20 protein-coding genes are annotated in these 20,423 nt (G+C 45.4%); 11 read left to right on the forward strand and 9 right to left on the reverse strand.

Going from position 1 to position 20,423, the window contains the following annotated elements:
* Window positions 1-94: 94 nt before the first annotated feature.
* The 5 genes from CDO84_RS01045 to bsdA all read right to left on the reverse strand — a co-directional run bounded on the left by CDO84_RS01045 (window position 95) and on the right by bsdA (window position 4,108).
* Complete coding sequence (locus CDO84_RS01045) at window positions 95-742, reverse strand: YczE/YyaS/YitT family protein (RefSeq protein WP_040084189.1); 648 nt, start codon at window positions 740-742, stop codon at window positions 95-97.
* A 123-nt stretch (window positions 743-865) separates the two neighbouring features.
* On the reverse strand, window positions 866-1,609 hold the full coding sequence (tcyC, locus tag CDO84_RS01050; protein ID WP_014662753.1) for a cystine ABC transporter ATP-binding protein TcyC: 744 nt from the start codon (window positions 1,607-1,609) through the stop codon (window positions 866-868).
* A 13-nt stretch (window positions 1,610-1,622) separates the two neighbouring features.
* Window positions 1,623-2,327 (reverse strand): cystine ABC transporter permease TcyB, encoded by a 705-nt coding sequence (tcyB, locus tag CDO84_RS01055; protein ID WP_014662754.1) that lies wholly within the window; start codon window positions 2,325-2,327, stop codon window positions 1,623-1,625.
* Window positions 2,314-3,120, reverse strand: a complete 807-nt coding sequence (tcyA, locus tag CDO84_RS01060) for a cystine ABC transporter substrate-binding lipoprotein TcyA (RefSeq protein WP_040084188.1) — start codon at window positions 3,118-3,120, stop codon at window positions 2,314-2,316. The genes tcyB and tcyA overlap by 14 nt, the downstream gene beginning before the upstream one ends.
* A 115-nt stretch (window positions 3,121-3,235) precedes the next feature.
* On the reverse strand, window positions 3,236-4,108 hold the full coding sequence (gene bsdA, locus CDO84_RS01065) for a transcriptional regulator BsdA (protein WP_040084186.1): 873 nt from the start codon (window positions 4,106-4,108) through the stop codon (window positions 3,236-3,238).
* A gap of 89 nt (window positions 4,109-4,197) precedes the next feature.
* Here bsdA and CDO84_RS01070 point away from each other — a divergent pair, with 89 nt between their 5' ends.
* The 5 genes from CDO84_RS01070 to CDO84_RS01090 all read left to right on the forward strand — a co-directional run bounded on the left by CDO84_RS01070 (window position 4,198) and on the right by CDO84_RS01090 (window position 7,851).
* Window positions 4,198-4,812: a non-oxidative hydroxyarylic acid decarboxylases subunit B gene (locus tag CDO84_RS01070; RefSeq protein WP_050982287.1), complete on the forward strand. Its 615-nt coding sequence runs from the start codon at window positions 4,198-4,200 to the stop codon at window positions 4,810-4,812.
* A 2-nt stretch (window positions 4,813-4,814) separates the two neighbouring features.
* On the forward strand, window positions 4,815-6,236 hold the full coding sequence (gene bsdC / locus CDO84_RS01075) for a phenolic acid decarboxylase BsdC (protein ID WP_040084185.1): 1,422 nt from the start codon (window positions 4,815-4,817) through the stop codon (window positions 6,234-6,236).
* Window positions 6,237-6,252: 16 nt separating this feature from the next.
* Window positions 6,253-6,480, forward strand: coding sequence for a phenolic acid decarboxylase subunit BsdD (gene bsdD / locus CDO84_RS01080; RefSeq protein ID WP_019257455.1), 228 nt, complete (start codon window positions 6,253-6,255; stop codon window positions 6,478-6,480).
* A complete protein-coding gene (locus tag CDO84_RS01085; RefSeq protein ID WP_040084183.1) occupies window positions 6,477-6,941 on the forward strand; it encodes a pyridoxamine 5'-phosphate oxidase family protein in 465 nt (154 codons plus the stop codon). The genes bsdD and CDO84_RS01085 overlap by 4 nt, the downstream gene beginning before the upstream one ends.
* Window positions 6,942-7,005: 64 nt before the next feature.
* Window positions 7,006-7,851, forward strand: a complete 846-nt coding sequence (locus CDO84_RS01090; RefSeq protein ID WP_040084181.1) for an alpha/beta fold hydrolase — start codon at window positions 7,006-7,008, stop codon at window positions 7,849-7,851.
* A gap of 39 nt (window positions 7,852-7,890) precedes the next feature.
* Here CDO84_RS01090 and CDO84_RS01095 read toward each other — a convergent pair whose 3' ends face one another.
* On the reverse strand, window positions 7,891-9,369 hold the full coding sequence (locus tag CDO84_RS01095; protein WP_014662760.1) for a peptide MFS transporter: 1,479 nt from the start codon (window positions 9,367-9,369) through the stop codon (window positions 7,891-7,893).
* Window positions 9,370-9,648: 279 nt separating this feature from the next.
* On the opposite strand from CDO84_RS01095, the gene CDO84_RS01100 reads away from it, so the two are divergent.
* Window positions 9,649-11,403, forward strand: a complete 1,755-nt coding sequence (locus CDO84_RS01100; protein ID WP_040084180.1) for a right-handed parallel beta-helix repeat-containing protein — start codon at window positions 9,649-9,651, stop codon at window positions 11,401-11,403.
* 14 nt (window positions 11,404-11,417) lie between these two features.
* On the opposite strand, the gene CDO84_RS01105 is transcribed toward CDO84_RS01100, so the two are convergent.
* Window positions 11,418-11,639 carry a YczF family membrane protein gene (locus tag CDO84_RS01105; RefSeq protein ID WP_014662762.1) on the reverse strand — a complete coding sequence of 74 codons (222 nt, stop codon included), beginning with the start codon at window positions 11,637-11,639 and terminating at the stop codon, window positions 11,418-11,420.
* A 124-nt stretch (window positions 11,640-11,763) separates the two neighbouring features.
* Here CDO84_RS01105 and gerKA point away from each other — a divergent pair, with 124 nt between their 5' ends.
* The 3 genes from gerKA to gerKB are packed head-to-tail and all read left to right on the forward strand — an operon-like array spanning window position 11,764 to window position 15,760.
* A complete protein-coding gene (gene gerKA, locus CDO84_RS01110) occupies window positions 11,764-13,398 on the forward strand; it encodes a spore germination protein GerKA (protein ID WP_040084178.1) in 1,635 nt (544 codons plus the stop codon).
* On the forward strand, window positions 13,388-14,611 hold the full coding sequence (gerKC, locus tag CDO84_RS01115) for a spore germination protein GerKC (RefSeq protein ID WP_040084176.1): 1,224 nt from the start codon (window positions 13,388-13,390) through the stop codon (window positions 14,609-14,611). The genes gerKA and gerKC overlap by 11 nt, the downstream gene beginning before the upstream one ends.
* 24 nt (window positions 14,612-14,635) lie before the next feature.
* On the forward strand, window positions 14,636-15,760 hold the full coding sequence (gene gerKB / locus CDO84_RS01120; protein WP_040084175.1) for an endospore germination permease GerKB: 1,125 nt from the start codon (window positions 14,636-14,638) through the stop codon (window positions 15,758-15,760).
* A 101-nt stretch (window positions 15,761-15,861) separates the two neighbouring features.
* Here gerKB and CDO84_RS01125 read toward each other — a convergent pair whose 3' ends face one another.
* The gene (locus tag CDO84_RS01125) at window positions 15,862-16,542 is read right to left on the reverse strand and encodes an ABC transporter ATP-binding protein (RefSeq protein ID WP_014662766.1); all 681 of its coding nucleotides are present in this window, start codon (window positions 16,540-16,542) and stop codon (window positions 15,862-15,864) included.
* Between the two features lie 15 nt (window positions 16,543-16,557).
* Window positions 16,558-18,033 (reverse strand): ABC transporter permease, encoded by a 1,476-nt coding sequence (locus tag CDO84_RS01130; protein ID WP_040084174.1) that lies wholly within the window; start codon window positions 18,031-18,033, stop codon window positions 16,558-16,560.
* A 212-nt stretch (window positions 18,034-18,245) separates the two neighbouring features.
* Between CDO84_RS01130 and yclJ the strand changes: the two genes are divergently transcribed.
* Window positions 18,246-18,929, forward strand: a complete 684-nt coding sequence (gene yclJ / locus CDO84_RS01135; RefSeq protein WP_040084391.1) for a two-component system response regulator YclJ — start codon at window positions 18,246-18,248, stop codon at window positions 18,927-18,929.
* Window positions 18,916-20,337 carry a two-component system sensor histidine kinase YclK gene (gene yclK / locus CDO84_RS01140; protein ID WP_082033070.1) on the forward strand — a complete coding sequence of 474 codons (1,422 nt, stop codon included), beginning with the start codon at window positions 18,916-18,918 and terminating at the stop codon, window positions 20,335-20,337. The genes yclJ and yclK overlap by 14 nt, the downstream gene beginning before the upstream one ends.
* Window positions 20,338-20,423 lie beyond the last annotated feature (86 nt).

Consider the following 20,423-nt stretch of genomic DNA (forward strand, 5'->3'; position numbering starts at 1 on the left):
TCCGTCTGCAAAAGATTGTCAAAACCATCCTATCATACATCAACAAGACTCATATAGAGGAGAAAATAAAAAACAAAGCCAAGACGGCTTTGTTTTAGTGTATAGGCGGAGATGCTTTCACAGCGGCTGTCCGCCTTGCCACGGCATAATTCAGCAGCTGGATTGACTGCGGCAATGAAAAGCGCAAAATGAGTCCGGTGAAGATGGCGGTCAAAATGGTGCCAAAACCGATCGGGCCGCCCATGCCCCATGCCGCAAATAAAATAGTTAATTCCATGCCGTTCCGCACCCATTGCACATTCCAGCCGGTTTTTTCTGTAATCAGCATCATCAGTGAATCACGCGGCCCCGCGCCAAGGCCTGCTGATACATAAACACCGACGCCGTAACCGATCAGCACCACGCCGAGAGAGAAGACGATGACGGAGCCCGTGTAGGTCGAGGGAGCAGGCAGAAGAAAATTGAAAAAGTCTATAAATACACCGATGAGCACCATATTCAGGATCGCTCCAATTTTTGGCCAAGCCCTCGTGAACAATGACGTTAATCCGACGATGAGCGCTCCAATAATGATGGACCACTGGCCGACGGTAAGCCCGTAGTGCTGAAACAGGCTGTAATGAAATGCATCCCACGGACTAATGCCGAGTGCTTTTCCTTCTATCGTCAGGGATACACCAAAAGCCAAAATGATCAAACCGGCAAAATAAAATGTCCAGCGCAGAACAAGTTCTTGCTTCACGTGAGGTCCCTTCTTTCGTAAAAATCAGTCGATTGTCATTGTAGCACATCTGACAGAAGAGCGGAATAGGCGAAAGGAGCTCAACAAAAAAACAGGGCGCCCGCAGGCGCCCTGTTTTTCTTATTACAGCGGATTCAAAATCCGGTTCAAGAACCGCTGTGTCCGTTCTTCTTTTGGGGCGGAGAAAATTTGCTCCGGCGGTCCTTGCTCCACGATTACACCGCCGTCGATGAAGATGACTTCATCAGCAACCTCCTGCGCGAACTTGATTTCGTGGGTCACCACGACCATGGTCCAGCCTTCATTGGCTAAGTCCTTGATAACCTTCAGCACCTCTCCGACGAGCTCCGGATCAAGCGCTGAGGTCGGTTCGTCAAACAGCATGAGCTCAGGCTGAATCGCCAGTGCGCGGGCGATGCCCACGCGCTGCTGCTGTCCGCCGGAAAGCTGGAACGGATATAAATCCATTTTGTCCTTCAATCCGACTTTATCAAGAAGCTGGATCGCTTCTTTTCTGACTTCCTCTTTGTTCCGTTTTTGCACCTGAACAGGGCCCTCCATCACGTTTTCGAGGGCTGTGCGGTGCGGGAACAAGTGATACGCCTGAAATACCATTCCGGATTTTCGGCGAAGCTTTAGGATATCCGCCTGTTTCACCTTTTTGGAGAAATTGATGGAGAAATCATCAAATGCAAGCTCTCCGCGATTCGGAATCTCCAGCGCGTTCAGGCAGCGGAGCAGCGTCGTTTTCCCTGAACCTGAAGGCCCAAGTATGGCGATGACTTTTCCTTTTTCAATCTTCATATCTATCTTTTTTAAAATTTCATTTTCACCGAATGATTTGTTTAATCCCTTAACGGTAAGCATACTCGGAACCTCCTTATTTGGCCACGTAGCGGTCAAGACGCCGTTCGATGACATGCTGGACGAGTGAAAGCAGGAAGCAGATAATCCAATAAATAAAGGCTGCTTCAATATAGATCACTAAAATTTGATCAAGATTCCGCGCGCCGATTTCCTGGGCTTTTCTGAACAGCTCAGCGACCAGAATTTGGGAGGCGAGGGATGTATCTTTAATCAGGCTGATAAAAGTATTGGATAATGGCGGGATCGACACACGAAACGCCTGCGGCAGTATGACGCGGAACAGCGTTTTCTGATGTGTCATGCCGATTGTGTAGCCGGCTTCCCATTGCCCTTTCGGCACGGATAAAATAGATGCCCGGATGATTTCAGATGCATAGGCGCCGACGTTTAATGAAAAGGCGATGACTGCGCTTGGAAATGGATCTAATGTGATGTTAAAGGCCGGGAACAGATAGAAAATGATGAACAATTGAACGAGAAGAGGAGTGCCGCGTATTGCGGATACGTATACGCTGAACACCCATCTCAAAGGTCTCACTTTCGACATTCTGGCAAGCGCCGTAATCAGCGCCAAGATCATTCCAAATATAAAGGAAAGAATCGTAAGGGGAATCGTATAGTAGATTCCCCCTGAAAGTATCGGCCAGAATGACTGCTGCACCAGATCCCACGGGATCGCCGTGCCAAGCGTCAATGCCGGCAGATTATTTAGAAACATCTTCGCCGAACCATTTTTTAGAAATTTTAGAAAGAGTCCCGTCCTCTTTCATTTCTTTTAATGCTTTGTTGACTTGATCAACAACCTCGCCGCTTCCTTTACGGAACGTGAAATACGTTTCCTGCGGATCGCCTGTTTCAAACGCGATCTTCACGTTTTTGTTGCCGGATGTTTTTAAGTAGTTCAATACGGCAAGCTTATCGTTGTACGTCATGTCGACGCGGCCTTGCTGGATCATTTGGAGGGCTTGCGCCATGCCCTCAACGCCTTCTACTTTAGCGCCGGCATTCGTAGCTAATTTGTTGTAGTTGCTTGTCAGTGATTGAGCTGACGTTTTTCCTTTTACATCTGCTTCAGACTTAATATCGTTGTTGTCTTTTTTCGTCACGACAACGGCTCTTGATGTTGTGTATTTATCTGAGAAATCATATTTGTCTTCACGATCTGTTTTTCCGACTTGGTTGGCAACAACGTCAAACCGTTTGGAATTCAGGCCGGCAAACATGCTGTCCCATTGTGTTTCTTTAAAATCGACTTTCAGTCCGAGGCGTTTTGCGACTTCTGTGATGACTTCGACATCATAGCCAGTCAGCTTGTCAGTGTCTTTGTCGTGGTAAGTGAACGGCTCATATGTTCCTTCCGTTCCGACTGTGAGCACACCTTTTTTCTTGATTGAAGCCCAAAGATCGCCACCTTTGGCATTATCTTTTGACTGATTGTCATTTCCTGCTCCGCAAGCTGCAAGAGCTGCAATACTTACGACCATGAATAAAGCCAATAATGCTTTTTTCATCTTATTCCCCACTTTTCTGGTTGATTTTATTGAAATAAAAAATTAGCTTACAAATCTAAAGGATAACTTTTTTTTAGTATGAGTCAAGTATTTGGTTTTCATAAGACAAATTCTTTTAAAATAAATCCAAAAATTGCTGTGCCGGTTTAGGCAAATAACTGTCCGTTCTCCACATGACAGCGGGCGTCATAATGAAGGGATTATTTTCGATATGAACGGTGTGAACGTGATTTCGCATATGAACGGGAATCATTGTGACAGGCAGAATGGACGCGCCAAATCCGGATGACACGAGGCTGAGCAAAGTTGCAGAGTCATGGCATTCACAAACAATGCTCGGCTTCAGGTTCAAACGATGAAATTCATTCATGACCTGATTATAAACGCCTTTTCCGTTAACAGGCCGGAGCAGTATCAGCGGAAACGAAGGAATGTCCTCCATCTTAATCGTGTCTCCGCACGGATATCCGGCGTCATCTGAAAGCACGAGCACACATGGAATGTCATCAAGCTGCTTGAATTGTACTCTGTCACTTTTGATCAGTGTTGTCGTGACCGCCGCATCGATTTGCCGGCTTTCCAGCAGTTCCAACAGTGTCGCAGGCTCATTTTCCCAAATATTAAAGGTGAGATGGGGGTATCTCTCTTTGATCTGTGTGACTTTTTCAAGCATCAGAGCCGCGCAATAAATTGTTGAACCCACGGCTAGCGTGCCGGCTACCTCCTCCTTCAGCTCCTGTACCTCGATGACGGCATCCTCAAACCTATGCAAAATCTCCTTTGCTCTTTTCAGAAAAACAGTTCCTTCATATGTAAGCGTCATTTGTTTTTTCTTGTTCCGATCAAACAGAACAACACCAAGCTCGTCCTCCAGCTGTTTGAGCTGCCTGCTTAAAGGCGGCTGCGCCATGTGAAGCTTTTTGGCTGCGGAGGTGATTTTCTGTTCTTGGGCAATGGTAATGAAGTATCGAAGCTGGCGAATGTCCAAAAGAAAGCGCCTCCTTAATATACCTTTTAGGTATTAAATATAGATTTTATAGATATTTTTCATATGGATATATCAGGAGTATGATTGAAATGAAAGCAGAATTCAAGCGTAAAGGAGGGGGCAAAGTGAAACTCGTTGTCGGAATGACAGGGGCAACAGGGGCGATTTTCGGGGTCAGGCTGCTGCAGTGGCTGAAGGCTGCCGAAGTGGAAACCCATCTCGTTGTGTCTCCTTGGGCGAACGTCACGATCAAACACGAAACAGGCTATACCTTACAAGAAGTAGAACAGCTGGCCACATACACTTACTCACATAAGGACCAGGCGGCAGCCATTTCAAGCGGATCGTTTGATACCGATGGAATGATCGTTGCGCCGTGCAGCATGAAATCTCTCGCAAGCATTCGCACCGGAATGGCGGATAATCTGCTGACACGTGCGGCGGATGTCATGCTCAAGGAGAGAAAAAAACTCGTCCTCTTAACGAGAGAGACGCCTTTAAACCAAATACATCTCGAAAATATGCTAGCGCTTACGAAAATGGGTACAATCATTCTTCCTCCGATGCCGGCATTTTATAATCAGCCGACCAGCTTAGAGGAAATGGTTGACCATATTGTATTTAGAACGTTGGACCAATTCGGCATTCGCCTTCCTGAAGCGAAGCGCTGGAATGGGATTGAAAAACATAAAGGAGGAGCTTGATCATGGCTTATCAAGATTTCAGAGAATTTCTCGCAGCCCTCGAAAAAGAAGGACAGCTGCTTACAGTGAATGAAGAGGTAAAGCCGGAGCCTGATTTAGGGGCCGCCGCACGCGCAGCCAGCAACCTTGGCGATAAGAGCCCCGCGCTTTTATTTGACAACATTTATGGCTATCATAACGCGCGAATTGCGATGAATGTCATCGGCTCTTGGCCGAACCATGCAATGATGCTGGGTATGCCGAAAGACACACCGGTAAAAGAACAGTTTTTTGAATTCGCAAAGCGTTATGACCAGTTTCCGATGCCGGTCAAACGTGAGGAAACAGCGCCATTTCATGAAAATGAAATCACAGAAGATATCAATTTGTTCGATATACTGCCTCTTTTCAGAATTAACCAAGGTGATGGAGGCTATTATTTAGACAAAGCATGTGTCATTTCCCGTGATCTTGAAGACCCTGACAACTTTGGCAAACAAAATGTCGGCATTTACAGAATGCAGGTCAAAGGAAAAGACCGCCTCGGCATTCAGCCTGTGCCGCAGCACGATATTGCCATCCATTTGCGCCAAGCTGAAGAACGCGGCATCAATCTTCCAGTCACGATTGCGCTTGGCTGTGAGCCGGTTATTACAACAGCGGCATCGACTCCGCTTCTTTATGATCAATCAGAATACGAAATGGCAGGCGCGATTCAAGGCGAACCATATCGCATCGTCAAATCAAAGCTGTCTGATCTTGATGTTCCGTGGGGCGCTGAAGTGGTGCTTGAAGGTGAGATTATTGCCGGAGAGCGCGAATATGAAGGGCCGTTCGGTGAATTCACAGGCCATTATTCCGGCGGACGAAGCATGCCGATCATTAAAATTAAACGCGTCTATCACAGAAACAATCCAATTTTCGAGCATTTATACTTAGGCATGCCTTGGACAGAATGCGATTACATGATCGGCATTAACACATGCGTGCCGCTTTATCAGCAGTTAAAAGAAGCGTATCCGAACGAAATTGTGGCAGTAAACGCCATGTACACACACGGTTTAATCGCGATTGTATCCACAAAAACCCGTTATGGCGGATTTGCGAAAGCGGTCGGCATGCGCGCATTGACCACACCGCACGGACTTGGCTACTGCAAAATGGTCATTGTCGTTGATGAGGATGTCGATCCATTCAACCTGCCGCAGGTCATGTGGGCGCTTTCGACGAAAATGCATCCGAAACACGATGCGGTCATCATTCCGGACTTATCTGTTCTGCCGCTTGATCCGGGATCTAATCCGTCAGGAATCACTCACAAAATGATTCTTGACGCGACTACACCGGTTGCGCCGGAAACAAGAGGCCACTATTCACAGCCGCTTGATTCTCCGCTTACAACGAAAGAATGGGAACAAAAACTAATGGACTTAATGAATAAATAAGGAAAGGGTGTTCGAAATGCATACATGTCCTCGATGCGACTCAAAAAAGGGAGAAGTCATGAGCAAATCGCCTGTAGAAGGCGCATGGGAAGTTTATCAGTGCCAAACATGCTTTTTTACATGGAGATCCTGTGAACCGGAAAGCATTACAAATCCCGCGAAATACAATCCGGCGTTTAAAATTGATCCGAAGGAAACAGAAACAGCCATTGAAGTTCCGGCGGTGCCGGAACGAAAGGCTTGATCAGCGTGAACTGTCTATCAGACCGTCTTTTTGAACTGCTTGACGGGGACCGCCTAAATGAGAAGCAGCATGAGGCCTTCGTTCTGCAAACAGTGTCAGAGGATGGCTGGCCGCATGCCGCTATGATCAGTGCGGGGGAAATGATCGCGCTGAACCGAACTGATATCCGAATCGCTCTGTGGAAAAACACAATGACTTCGGCCAATATCCTTCGCACAGGAAAAGCTCAGTTCACGGCATGGTGGAAGGGAGCCGCTTATTATGTAAAGCTTGAATGCGCGCCTTTGCCGCCTTTGAATGATGCCGAATATGATAGAGACCGTTTTTCCTGCCGGGTCGTTTCAGTGAAGGAAGACGTTGCGAAATACGCTGATTTGACTTCTGGTGTCCGTATCGAGCTTCACAGACCTGAAGAGGTGCTGAGCAGATGGAAAAAGACCCTGGAAGAAGTAAAACGGTAATATCGATAACCTGACGCCATGCGTCAGGCTTTTTTTATATAATGAAAACAAAGGGGGCGGAAAAATGGAACGTACGGGGATCTGTCACTCGGACGGTTTTGATTTAGCTTATCGAATTGAGGGCGAGGGCGCACCCATCCTTGTGATCGGGAGTGCGGTTTACTACCCGCGCCTTTTTTCCTCAGATCTCAAACAGAAATATCAATGGATCTTTGTCGACCATAGGGGATTTGCTAAGCCTAAGCGGGAGCTTCGTGAGGAGGATTCGAGGCTTGATGCCGTCTTGGCTGATATTGAAAGGATGAGAACATTTCTTCAGCTTGAGGATGTTATCATCCTGGGACATTCCGGGCATGCTTTTATGGCTTTAGAGTATGCCAGGACATATCCTGAACATGTCCGGAAGGTGGCGCTCTTCAATACTGCGCCTGATAACAGTGAAGAAAGACAACGAAAAAGTGAATCATTTTTTATGGAAACAGCCAGTCTTGAGAGAAAGAAACGCTTTGAAAAAGATATCGCGAATTTGCCGCAGGACATTGAAAACGATCCTGAAAGACGCTTCGTACACATGTGTATTCGCGCTGAAGCGAAAAGCTTTTATCAAGAGCGGCCGCATGCAGCTGCTTTATGGGATGGCGTATTTACGAATATGCCGATCATGGATGAATTATGGGGGAATACATTTGCCCGGCTGAATCTCATTCAGCGGTTAGTTGATGTACAAGTGCCGGTGTACATCGGCTTAGGAAGATATGATTATTTGGTTGCGCCTGTTGCGCTATGGGATACTGTTGACGATTTATATCCCCATGTGGAGAAGGTTATTTTTGAAAAGAGCGGCCATCAGCCGATGCTGGAAGAACCGCAAGCCTTCGAACAAAGCTTCAGGAAATGGCTTGATCAATAAAAAACAGCCCGCGGATCAACATCCGCGGGCTGTTTCTGATTATAAGACCCCTTTCATCGCGCGTTTGATCACCGGCGAGAGCAGCAGGAGAATGCCGCCAAGAACGATAGAAATCAAACCGATGGTGCCGAAGTATGTTGTTTCAGGAATTTTATCAAACAATCCGGCTACTTGGGCATTGATCGCTTGGGCTGCTGCGTTCGTCAGAAACCACATACTCATTGTCTGTGCAGAGAAGGCAGCTGGCGCCAGTTTCGTTGTCACGGATAAACCGACTGGAGACAGGCACAGCTCTCCAAGCACAACAAGCAGGAAGCTGAGAACGAGCCAAAGCGGGCTTACGAGTGCTTCTTTTCCTTGCATAGCCGGGAATACCATAATGATAAATGACAATCCGGCAAGAATAATTCCGATTGAGAATTTAACTGGCGTAGACGGCTGGCGTTTGCCGAGCTTCATCCAGAGCCATGCGAATATTGGCGCAAATATGACGACAAACAATGGATTTAATGATTGGAACCAAGATGACTGAAGTTCGAATCCGCCCAATGAAAGTCTTATACGCTCATCAGCATATACCGCAAGAATGGTCGCTCCCTGTTCCTGAATGGCCCAGAACATGACAGCACCGATAAACAAAGGAACGTAAGCGGCAAGACGGGATTTTTCTGTTTTGTCCGCTTTTTTGCTAGTAAACATGATGATGAAATAAATAACAGGAATCAAAATACCGAGAATACTTACTAGGTCGATGAAACGCTTGATCGTCAGCACGCCTGTTTGTACGGAGATAATCACTGCGATCGCCACAATGATCACACCGATTCCGGTGCCAATCGCAGATTTTTTAGACAGCGGATTCGGCACATTGGAACCTGCAAGACCGAGGTTTTTCTTTCTTGTCAAAGCAAATACGATAAGTCCGAGAAGCATTCCGACCGCGGCAGCTCCGAAGCCGAGATGATAGTTGTACTTCTGTCCGAGTGTTCCGACAATTAACGGCGCAAGTAAACCACCGAGGTTAATCCCCATGTAGAAAATACTGAAACCTGAGTCGCGGCGCGGGTCTTCTTTCGTGTAAAGATCCCCAACCACGCTTGAAACGTTTGGTTTTAATAAGCCTGTTCCGACAATGATAAGCACCATGCTGATATAGAATGCTATCGAACTACCCGGATAGGCGAGTGCAATGTGGCCGAACATAATGAATATGCCGCCGTAAAACACGGTGTTTGCGGTACCGAATACCCGATCAGCGAGCCATCCGCCAATAATAGTGGACATGTATACGAGTGAGCCGTAAATCGACATAATGGCAACCGCAGTGCCTTTGTCAAAACCAAGCCCGCCGTTTACCGTCTCTGTATACAAATAGTAAAGTAAGATTGCTCTCATTCCATAGTAAGAGAAACGCTCCCAAAATTCGGTGAAAAATAGTGTAAATAGTCCTCGCGGGTGACCAAAGAACCCTTTTTGCGGGACGCTTTTGATGATACTTTCGTTATCAATCGAAGCCATGTCAGCCAAACCCTTTCTAAAAAAAGTGTATTATAAAAATCATATTCTTATATAATACTTGTGTCAATATAATTTATACTCATTTCAAATAGTTCCATAATGGAAAAATTATAAATGCCTAAAAATAGTGATTTTCTCCTAATTTTTATACTCTTTATCGTGAGATTTTCTTACACAACTATTCCTTTATATTTTTTTAATAAAATTTTAGAGAAATGTACAAGCAGACCGGGCCTTTGTGAGTAACATGATAGTAATCATAGAGAAGGAGGCTCGCAATTGGCTGAATTCATATTAAATGCAGCAGATTTCGGTGTTCCTGGAGATGGTCAAACGGATTCGACAGAACTGATTAATCAGTGCCTCAGTACAGCTGTTTCGAAAGGCTATCATACTGTCTGGTTTCCAAAGGGAACATATTTAATAGATGGAACGCTTGGCGGAGATTTTAATCAGAAGTTTCGAAACGCGGGAATCATTGTTCCCGGCAACCTTGAGATTATGATGGACCCAGAGTGTATTATGAAAGTAATCCCGAATCGTTCGTGGGGTTATTCCGCATTTTATGTAGGCAAGCAAGAGAATATAACCATTTCCGGGGGACAAATTATCGGCGAACGCGATGAGCATATCTACGCCTCAGCGGGGATCAGGTCAACCCATGAATGGGGCTTTGGCATATGTATTGAAGGATGCTCGAATGTTGTCATTGATCATGTGAAAATTTCTGATTTTACCGGCGATGGGATCATTGTCAGTCCGAGGGGATTAAAGACCAATCAAGATTATCGAACGTCAAAGCAAATTATCATCCGCCGCTGTGAGGTTCGGCGGTCGAGGAGAAATAACATTTCCATTACCGGATGTGACATGGTCACAGTGGAGGAATGCGTGATTGAAGATGCCGGAACGGGGAATGGGACAGCGCCGAAATACGGAATCGACATTGAAGGATATGGCGAAGGTGATGTTGATTATGAGGAACCGATTAATGTATCAATTCGCAATAACTACTTTATTGGAAACGTTTCAAGTTCTGTGACCAATTTTAACGGGTATGGCGTTTTAATAGAAGGAAATCTCTCAGATAATACAATCAGCTACGGATATGGGACGCAAACAGTGATCAAGGGAAATATTCTGAGAGGTCCTGAAGACGCGGCGGCTGCGACAAGAGTCGGGATAACCGGACTCGGTGTGTCACAAGGAAAAGAGACCAGTGATGCGGTGATCTCTGGCAATCTGATTACCGGATTTTCAACTGGAATTGATGTCAGGGGAAAGAGCGTTCTTGTGACCAACAACAAAATCAGCAACTTTGAAAACACAGGGATATTGGTTTATCAGTCTTCTGACGTAAAGGTAGACGGAAACCACATTCAAAACGGACTGTCTGAAACAAGGCGCAGCATCGGTCTTCGCGCAGTACTGTCAGATGACATCGCGTTTCTGAATAACTGTCTCATTCAAGTCATTGACGGTGTGAACATCTCCGGAGGCGACGTGATCATTAAAGATAATCTCCTGAGAAAATTCAGCCGGGGCATTTGGATCGCTCAAGGGAATGCGGTGATTGAAGGAAATACACTGCATCCTGACACGTTTGAAGCGGTCCCGGAATCATATGCTGTTTCCGTCACAAATAATGCTGGCGCTATCATCAAAAACAATACATTTAAAGAGTTTAAAAATTACCCGATTTACTGCTCCACAAGTGCAAAAACCTCAATTATCGGCAACCACCTCGAGAGATCTCCGCTTTTGGTCACCATCTATATCAGCACCGGTGTGCATGAGATTTTTGATAATACCATTTCAGTCAACAGAACAGCCGGGAATCCGATTGTGATTTATATCAATGGATCAGCAGGCTCTATCATTTCTGGAAACACCATCAATAACCTCTCCGCAGGCACTGCGACAGCTATTCAAACAAACACCTCAACCAATTCCAAAATCATTGGCAACCGCATTTTTAAAGGGACCATCAACAAACACAGCAGTGATACACTAGACGGCAATATTATCGCCTGAAAAAAGCGCCCCCTCTAGGGGTTCTTTTTTTTCGATTTATAGATCACGTACATTTCCCTCACAAGGACTAACACAAAAAATATAAGCACAACCCATTCCGCAAACGTTGTCATCTTAAAGCTGGACATATTGTTATAAATCGCTTTTGTTAAACTGAACCCTTGAAGCATGTCCATCAATACAGAAATAGTTAATAAACAAATTAATATGACTCCTGTCACGCCCAATATCTTCATGCTTCATCATCCTCCGCTTTTAGTGTCTATCGTTGGCGGAGAAGTTATACGGCATCTAAACCTATGCATAATCTTAATTCTAATAGGAAGAATATGAGAAAACGACAAGGAAAGGTATTTGTGTATGCCTTTATTTTCTAAGCGAAAGAACAATACCGGTTCAAAAGACAAGCAGAATACAGAAGAAAAGAACCAGGAACGGCAGCAAGAAAAAGAAAGGCCGGCTCTCATTTCTCCTAGTTTGGCAAAGAACATAGCGGAAACGAAAAAGGAAGTCGGAAGCAGCTCTGACGTTATCATTCGCGAGATTAAAATCGGGGAGCAGGATCGTGTCCATCTAGCTGTTATTTATATTGCTGGGCTGGTCGATAATAACACGATCCATGAGTCGTTAATCGATCCATTGGTACAGGATGAGTCTATCCAGAATACTCATGCGATCCAGCAAATTCTTGAAAAAACGCTCCCACTGGGCGGGGTGAAAGCGGAAAAGAGCTGGGATAAGCTTTTTTCCGAGTTAATGCTCGGCAATGCGCTCGTTTTTGCCGATGGCTATGCCGAAGCGCTGATTTGCAGCACTCAAGGGGGAGAGCAGCGCTCCATCCAAGAGCCGAGCACCCAGGTGTCATTCCGCGGCCCGCGCCAAGGGTTTACAGAATCTCTGCAAACCAATATTTCCATGATCCGGCGATACATTAAAAACCCGAATTTATGGGTTGAAAAAATGAAAAAAGGTTCTGTCACAAATACGGATATCGCCCTCATGTACATTGAAGGAATATGTGATGAAAAGGTGCTGAAGGAAGTGAAGCAGCGCCTGGAAAAAATAGATATTGACAGTATTTTGGAATCTGGATATATTGAGCAGCTGATTGAAGATGAAACCTTTACGACGTTTCCGACTATGTATCATACAGAACGCCCTGATGTTGTAGCGGGCAATCTGTTAGAAGGAAGATTCGCGATTATTGTGGATGGAACACCGTTTGTGCTTATTGCTCCGGCATTATTTGTCCAATTTTTTCAGTCTGTTGAAGATTATTATTCCCGTTTTGACATTGCGACAAGCATACGGATCCTGCGGGTTTTAGTCTTTTTCATTTCGCTAGTGGCTCCGGCTGTCTATGTGGCAGCCACGACGTTTCACCAAGAAATGATACCGACTCAGCTGTTAGTGGTCATTGCGGCCCAGCGGGAAATTGTCCCGTTTCCGGCTGTTGTGGAGGCGCTAACGATGGAGGTTGCTTTTGAGATTCTGAGGGAAGCGGGGGTCAGGCTGCCCCGGGTTGTCGGCTCGGCAGTATCAATCGTAGGCGCGCTCGTAATCGGCCAGGCTGCCGTACAAGCTGGTATTGTCTCTCCGGCAATGGTGATTATCGTGGCACTCACCGCGATTGCGAGCTTCGCAACGCCGGCATTTGCAATGGCGATTTCAGCCCGGCTCATCCGGTTTATTTTTATTATTGCCTCAGCTGTTATGGGTTTTTACGGGCTGATTTTAGGGATCATTATGATGTTTGTGCACTTATGCAGTCTTCGTTCATTTGGCGTTCCATATATGTCGCCGCTTGCACCCTTTTCTTCACAAGGCGTAAAGGACGCGCTGTTCCGGGTTCCGTGGTGGGCCGATGAAAAGAGGCCGGAATCGGTCAGTAAGGAAGATAAGGTGCGGCAGGGAGAGGGTCAGCGCCCAGAGCCGGCCGCTTCACGAGGAATGGTGAACAAAGATTTGGAAGAAGGGGATCAGAATGGTACGTAAATGTCTGTTAGCCGTTCTCATGCTTTTGAGCGTCATTGTGCTGCCCGGCTGCTGGGATAAGCGGGAGCTGACGGATCTTGCGATTATCTCGGCGATTGGCATCGATCGGACAAACGACGGCAACTACGTGCTGCATCTTCAAATTATCAATCCAGGAAATGTTGCCGGCGGCCTTCAAGGAGGCGGTGCCGGAGACAGGCCGCCTGTATCTGTCTATTCGATTGAAGGTAACAATATAACGGAAGCACTCAGAAAAGCCTCCATAAAGGTGTCACGCCGGCTTTATTTTGCCCATACCAATCTGGTCGTGATCAGTGAAAAGCTGGCAAAAGAAGAAGGATTGGATTTTGTTTTAGATAATCTTGACCGGGACACAGAATTCAGGACAACGGCAACATTCGTCGTTGCTCATAAAACAAAAGCGGAAAATATTGTGAAAATCTTGACGCCAATTGATAAAATTCCATCAAATAAAGTCAATAAAACCCTGGATTTCACGGAGGCGGAATACGGACGGGTGGTTAAAACCAATATTCAGGACGTTTTAAAAACACTTGCCGCCAATACCAGGGCGCCGGTTATTCCGGGATATATGATGATTGGTGACGATAAAAAAGGAGTCAGCATGGAAAACACGCAGGCGACTGACCCGAAAGCCATTCTCCAGGCAGATGGTTTGGCGATTTTTGATAAGGCTGGGTATTTAAAGTATTGGCTTGAAGATCATGAAAGCGTGGGGGCAGTCTGGCTGATGAATAAGATCCAGCATACGTTTATTAATGCTGACTGGGACAAGACGAAGGATGCCGTCAGCTTGCAGGTTACCCATCAAGATACAAAGCTGGTACCGGAGATGCGGAACGGACGTCCATACATCCATGTGAAAGTGTCGGTTGAAGGAATTATAGATGCTGTCAAATACCCTTTCCAATTGTCTGACCCCAAGGTGCTGCCCGCTATTGAAAAAGCGCTCAACAAAGAGCTGGAAAAGGAAATCAGCCATACTGTGAAAAAGATCAAGAAGAATAAAATAGATTTTATCGGTTTTGGTGACACGATATATAGAAAGTATCCGGAGCAGTGGGAGAAAATGAAGGATACATGGGACAAAGAGTATTTACCGGACCTGCCCATCGACGTAAAGGCCGAGACGTATATCAGAAGAACGGGATTGCGAAACAATCCGATCAAACACCAGTTTAAAGATGATTAGGTCTGTAGAAAGGGGAAGTGACAGATGGAAAAAGCCAGAATAAGCATAAGGCAGCTGTTTGTCATGATCATCATTTTTGAACTGGGCAGCTCCTTATTGATTACACCCGGATCGATGGCGGGCAGGGATGCTTGGATAGCAGTTCTATTAGGCTGTGCGGCCGGGCTGTTTCTTTTCTATTTGTATCAGGGCATTTATCAATGCTATCCGGAATCTTCACCGAAAGAATATATGGATGATATGCTCGGAACCAAGCTGAGCTGGCTGTTTTCATTTCTCTATATCTTGTACTTTGCCTATATTGCCGCAAGGGTGCTGCGTGACTTTGGAGAAATGCTGCTGACGTTTGCTTATCATGATACACCTATCATTATTGTAAATGCTTTATTAATGGTTGTAAGCATATATGCCGTAAGAAAAGGAATTGAAGTGCTCGCACGCGCGGCCGAACTGCTTTTCGGGGCCATGTATTTACTGGGCGCGCTCGGCCTCGTGCTGATTATTGTCTCAGGCACTATAGACCCGCACAATTTAAAGCCGGTTTTGGCAAACGGCATTTCTCCTGTCCTTCACTCTGTTTTCACACAGACCATGTACGTTCCATTTGGTGAAGTTGTTTTATTTGTGATGATTTTCCCTAACCTGAATGACAGAAAAAATGCGAAAAAAATGGGGATGATTGCCATGGCTATTAGCGGATTGGTTGTGGCGCTCACCGTGGCGATTAATATCAGCGTGCTTGATGTTGATCTTACACTCAGATCCCAGTTTCCGCTTTTAAGCACGATCCAGACAATCAAGGTCGAAGAATTTTTAGATCGGCTTGATGTCTTTTTTATGCTGGCGCTGATCATTGGCGGCTTCTTTAAGGTCAGTCTCTACTTATATGCCACTGTGGTGGGGACATCTACGCTCTTTAAGGAAAAGAATCCCTCCCAATTGGCTTATCCGATGGGATTGGGCATTTTAATCCTCTCTATTACGATTGCGACTAACTTTTCGGAGCACTTGAACGAAGGCCTGAAAGTGGTGCCGCTGTATATTCATTTGCCTTTTCAATTATTGTTTCCGCTCTTTCTGTTTATTCTGGCTGTTTGGAAAAAGAAGCGAAGAGAGAAGTCAAAAGAGGCAGGAACGAAAAAAGGATAAAAAGAGCGGGGGGATGCAGCCGCCGCTCTTTTTATGTTCACTTCTATATAAAAGGGGGATATAGGTTGCGCCCCTGTCTGCACTGGCAGAGGCGCGTTTTGTTATACCACTGCGACGTTTTCCTTCACAGTAAAGCTTCCTCTTGAAAGTCTGATATTAATGTCGGATACTTTTGCAATTTGCTCATCGTGCGTCACCATGATGACGCATTTATCTTCCTTGTGCGCCAGATCTTGAAAGAGCCGTACAATTTCTTTTGATGTGTCCTCATCAAGGTTTCCGGTCGGTTCATCGGCTACGATAAGATCCGTGTCACAGCAGAAAGCTCTTGTAATTGATACCCGCTGCTGCTGTCCGCCGCTCAGTGTGAGCACTTTTTGCCGGGCTTGTTTTTCGTTGATGCCGACCTTCTGCAGCATGTCAAGCGCATACGATTCTTTGTTCTTTTCTTTAGATCCTGTGATTTCCATAGCGGTTGTGACGTTCTGCAAAGCCGTCATATACGGAAGCAGGTTGTACGCCTGAAACACGATTGATACATATTGATTTCTGAAATTGGTTAAGCCGATTTTAGAAACCGCTTTTCCGTCGTAAAGGATGTTTCCTTCTTTTGGTGCGTCAAGTCCACCTGCCAGAGACAGGAAAGTGGTTTTCCCTGTCCCTGATGTGCCGACGATCGTGTAGAATTTTCCTTTTTGAAAGCTGATGTTAATATCCTGAAACAACGGCTGGCTTTTGTCTTTATACCAGTAGCCGACTTGTTGAAATTCTAATAAGCTCATAGGTTCCGCCTCTTTCTATTCCTGTTTTGTCAGTATCGTTTTCGGATGAAGCCGCAGTACTGAAATGGACGGCAGCAATGTTGCAATGATTGCGATAAGGATGCCGATCCCGCCAAGAACAAGCATGTCGTTCATAGAAACCGCGACGTTCAGTGAATCGATAACGTCCGCGTTTGATGAACTGTGGCCGAACATTCCGCCGCCCATGCCGCCACCGCCGCCAGGCATTTGTCCGTTTTGCCCGCTTGCAGTTTGCGTTGAATCGGTTGATGAACTGATCTGCTGGGATAAAAGCTGATTTCCAAGCTGATTCGCGACGAGATTTCCAGTCACCGATGCAAGGCCGATCGCGATAACGGCCACGATCAGAATCTCAGTCAAGAACTGTCCAATCAATTTCCACCGTTTTTCACCGATGGCCATTAACACGCCCATTTCGTATTTGCGCTCCCTGATCGACATCATGACAATCAGGCCAAGAATGACAGCCCCTGCCACTGATACAAGATACACCACGTTTTTAGAGAAAGAAGCTACATTTTCAATCGGGCCGACCATTTGCTGGTACAACTGATCGTTTGTATTCAGTGTGTACGTATCGAAGTCAATGGATGTTTTCTTCGCCGCTTTTACGAAAGCATCCATATTTTTCGCATCGTCCATATAGTAAACGGCTGAGTCAATCGTATTTTGATAGTCGTCGCCTTTCAGCGCCGCTGTTGCTGTGTAAGGTGTATAAAGCTTGTTATAAGGATTTAAGAAAGAGAAATTTTGGGCTTGGTCATCGCCTGAAGATGTTGTTTTATAAATACCGACGATCTTCAGCTTTACTGTTGTATCCTCATCTGATGCTGATTCAATTGTGATCGAATCGCCAACGCTTAAATCATTTTCTTCCGCTAATGTTTCGTTGATCACTGTTACTTTTTTACCGACATCTGATTTTGTAATCGCGCGTCCGTCAGTGATTTTTGAATCCCCGTCAGAGAAATCATCAACTAATGCTGTGCTGATGACACCTTCAATCGAAAGATCGGCTTGCACCATTTGCGGTCCGCCTTGTCCGCCGCCTTGGCTGTTTTTAGCATTTGAGTTTGAACTGCTTGAGCTGGAATCGCTTGAACTGGAGCTTGAGCTCTCAATCGCATCAAAGTTCCCCGCGTTGGCTGAAGCTGATGTGATGTAATTGTAGCTCTTCACATGATCGAGTGCTGCAAGCTTATTTGCATCAGACACTTTAATCGGTGTTGATTCGAAGCTGCGTTTTTCGCCGCTGTCCTGCTGTTTTTCCATTTGCTTTTGGCGGTCAACCTGTAGTGTCACGCTCCCGCCGAGCTCTTGTCTGGCCAGTTCGCTTGATTTTTGTGCTGCCGACTGGATGGTGAGGCCTGATAGAACAAAGACACATATGACTGTAAACACAAATAATTGCAATAACGTTTTTCCCTTTTTAGCCTTCATATTCCAAAAGGCCCGTTTGATAAAGTTCATTTATGTTCCTCCGTATAGGTATTGTTATTGATAAGGCCGCCTCTGGGGCGGGCTTGCTTGTTGATAAATTAATAGTAGTCCAAAGGTATGAAAAAAATATGAACAATCTATTTCTAGTTGATGAAATAAAAACTAACAATTGTGAAACGCAAAACCTTCTGTTTAAAATGGTGCTATTATATAAAAAAGCATCAAAACAACCGGAGGATATAATGAAAATATTAATGATAGAAGATAATGTTAGTGTCTGTACGATGACGGAGATGTTCTTTTTTAAGGAAGGTTTTGAAGCGGAATTCATTCATGACGGATTAGAGGGATACCAGCGTTTTACGGAAGAAAATTGGGATCTGATCATTTTGGATATCATGCTTCCATCTATGGACGGCGTGACCATTTGCAGAAAAATAAGAGAGACAAGCACGGTGCCGATTATCATGCTGACTGCCAAAGACACTGAATCAGATCAGGTCATCGGTTTTGAGATGGGGGCGGATGATTATGTCACGAAGCCGTTCAGCCCGCTGACATTGGTTGCCCGCATCAAAGCCGTCATCAGAAGATACAAGGCGACAGGCAAAGCGGTTGTTGATGAAGATATGATCGAATCGGAATGCTTTACAATTAATAAGAAGACGAGAGAAGTCTTTTTGAACGGAGAGCCTGTAGAAAATCTCACGCCGAAGGAATTCGATCTGCTTTACTACCTTGTCCAAAATCCGCGTCAGGTGTTCTCCAGAGAACAGCTGCTTGAACAGGTATGGGGCTATCAATTTTATGGAGATGAGCGGACGGTTGACGTTCATATCAAACGGCTGCGGAAAAAGCTTGCCAGCGAAGACAAGCCTTTCCTATATACCGTGTGGGGAGTAGGGTATAAATTTGATGAAGATTAAATATTTATACCAGCTGCTGCTGAGCCATATCAGCATTTTGATTTTAGCGTTTGTCATTATCATTTCGCTATTTTCTCACTTTGTGAAAGATTTTGCCTATCAAAATAAAGTAGAGGAACTGACGTCATATGCGGTTCAGATCGCGAATGAATTCCAAGCAGGCCAGGTTGATATGCGCAGGCTCTATCCTTATCAGGACATTTTAAGCACAAGAAAGACTCAGTTTATCATCTTCAATGAAAAGCAGCAGCCTTATTTTCTTCCTGAAGGCTTTCATCATCAGCCAAGGGAACAGCTGAAGAAATCAGAATGGAACAAGCTGAAAAAAGGGCAGACTGTCATGATCAGGGCAGATGGCCGTTTTGATGATGAAGTGTCTCTTGTGGCGCAGCCTATATTTGTTCAGAACGAGTTTAAAGGCGCCGTTCTGCTGATTTCTCCAATCAGCGGCGTTGAACAGATGGTCAATCAGGTCAACCTCTATATGTTTTACGCTGTAATCAGCACGCTCGTCATTACGATTCTTGTGAGCTGGCTCCTATCCAAATTCCATGTCAAACGGATTCAAAAGCTGAGAGAAGCGACAGATAAAGTGGCTTCCGGCGATTATGACATCCACTTGGAAAACAGCTACAGGGATGAAATCGGCGTACTGGCGTCCGACTTTAATATTATGGCGAAAAAATTAAAGCAATCGAGGGATGAAATCGATCGCCTTGAGAAGCGGAGAAGGCAGTTTATCGCTGACGTGTCACATGAATTAAAAACTCCGCTGACGACGATCAACGGTTTGGTTGAAGGGCTGAACAGCCAGACGATTCCTGAGGATAAGAAGGATAAGTGCTTCTCGCTGATCAGTGAGGAAACGAAGCGCATGCTGCGGCTCGTAAAAGAAAATCTGGATTATGAAAAAATCAGGTCTCAGCAAATTACCTTGAACAAGCTGGATGTTCCGCTGATCGAGGTGTTTGAAATCGTGAAAGAGCACTTAGAGCAGCAGGCGGAAGAAAAACAAAACAGGCTGATGATTCAGGTAGAGGATCACGTGATCGTTCATGCCGATTACGACAGGCTCATTCAAATACTCGTCAACATTACGAAAAACAGCATCCAATTTACGCAAAACGGTGACATTTGGCTGCGCGGAATAGAAGGTTATAAAGAGACGATTATTGAAATTGAAGATACGGGGATCGGCATTTCAAAAGAGGATATTGAGCATATTTGGGAGCGGTTCTATAAAGCAGATATTTCAAGAACGAACACGGCATACGGTGAATATGGACTCGGTCTCTCGATCGTCAAGCAGCTCGTTGAAATGCATCGGGGCACAGTAGAGATCAAGAGTGAAGAAGGGAAAGGCACAAAATTTATCATCCGCCTTCCCTTAACGGCAAAGCAGCAATAGCATACAGGGCGGCAGCATCATCAGATGAGCCGCCTTTTTTGCACACCGCTTCGGTTTATTGCGTGCTCCCGAAAACAAAGATTGCG

Source organism: Bacillus sp. MD-5 (assembly GCF_002201875.1).
Classification (GTDB): domain Bacteria; phylum Bacillota; class Bacilli; order Bacillales; family Bacillaceae; genus Bacillus; species Bacillus stercoris.

Bases quoted from the DNA above. Each gene is read 5' to 3' on its own strand.
- tcyC (WP_014662753.1), bottom strand. From the start codon at position 1,609: ATGCTTACCGTTAAGGGATTAAACAAATCATTCGGTGAAAATGAAATT.
- tcyB (WP_014662754.1), bottom strand. From the start codon at position 2,327: ATGTTTCTAAATAATCTGCCGGCATTGACGCTTGGCACGGCGATCCCG.
- tcyA (WP_040084188.1), bottom strand. From the start codon at position 3,120: ATGAAAAAAGCATTATTGGCTTTATTCATGGTCGTAAGTATTGCAGCT.
- CDO84_RS01070 (WP_050982287.1), top strand. From the start codon at position 4,198: ATGAAAGCAGAATTCAAGCGTAAAGGAGGGGGCAAAGTGAAACTCGTT.
- bsdC (WP_040084185.1), top strand. From the start codon at position 4,815: ATGGCTTATCAAGATTTCAGAGAATTTCTCGCAGCCCTCGAAAAAGAA.
- bsdD (WP_019257455.1), top strand. From the start codon at position 6,253: ATGCATACATGTCCTCGATGCGACTCAAAAAAGGGAGAAGTCATGAGC.
- CDO84_RS01090 (WP_040084181.1), top strand. From the start codon at position 7,006: ATGGAACGTACGGGGATCTGTCACTCGGACGGTTTTGATTTAGCTTAT.
- CDO84_RS01095 (WP_014662760.1), bottom strand. From the start codon at position 9,369: ATGGCTTCGATTGATAACGAAAGTATCATCAAAAGCGTCCCGCAAAAA.
- CDO84_RS01105 (WP_014662762.1), bottom strand. From the start codon at position 11,639: ATGAAGATATTGGGCGTGACAGGAGTCATATTAATTTGTTTATTAACT.
- gerKA (WP_040084178.1), top strand. From the start codon at position 11,764: ATGCCTTTATTTTCTAAGCGAAAGAACAATACCGGTTCAAAAGACAAG.
- gerKC (WP_040084176.1), top strand. From the start codon at position 13,388: ATGGTACGTAAATGTCTGTTAGCCGTTCTCATGCTTTTGAGCGTCATT.
- gerKB (WP_040084175.1), top strand. From the start codon at position 14,636: ATGGAAAAAGCCAGAATAAGCATAAGGCAGCTGTTTGTCATGATCATC.
- CDO84_RS01125 (WP_014662766.1), bottom strand. From the start codon at position 16,542: ATGAGCTTATTAGAATTTCAACAAGTCGGCTACTGGTATAAAGACAAA.
- CDO84_RS01130 (WP_040084174.1), bottom strand. From the start codon at position 18,033: ATGAACTTTATCAAACGGGCCTTTTGGAATATGAAGGCTAAAAAGGGA.
- yclJ (WP_040084391.1), top strand. From the start codon at position 18,246: ATGAAAATATTAATGATAGAAGATAATGTTAGTGTCTGTACGATGACG.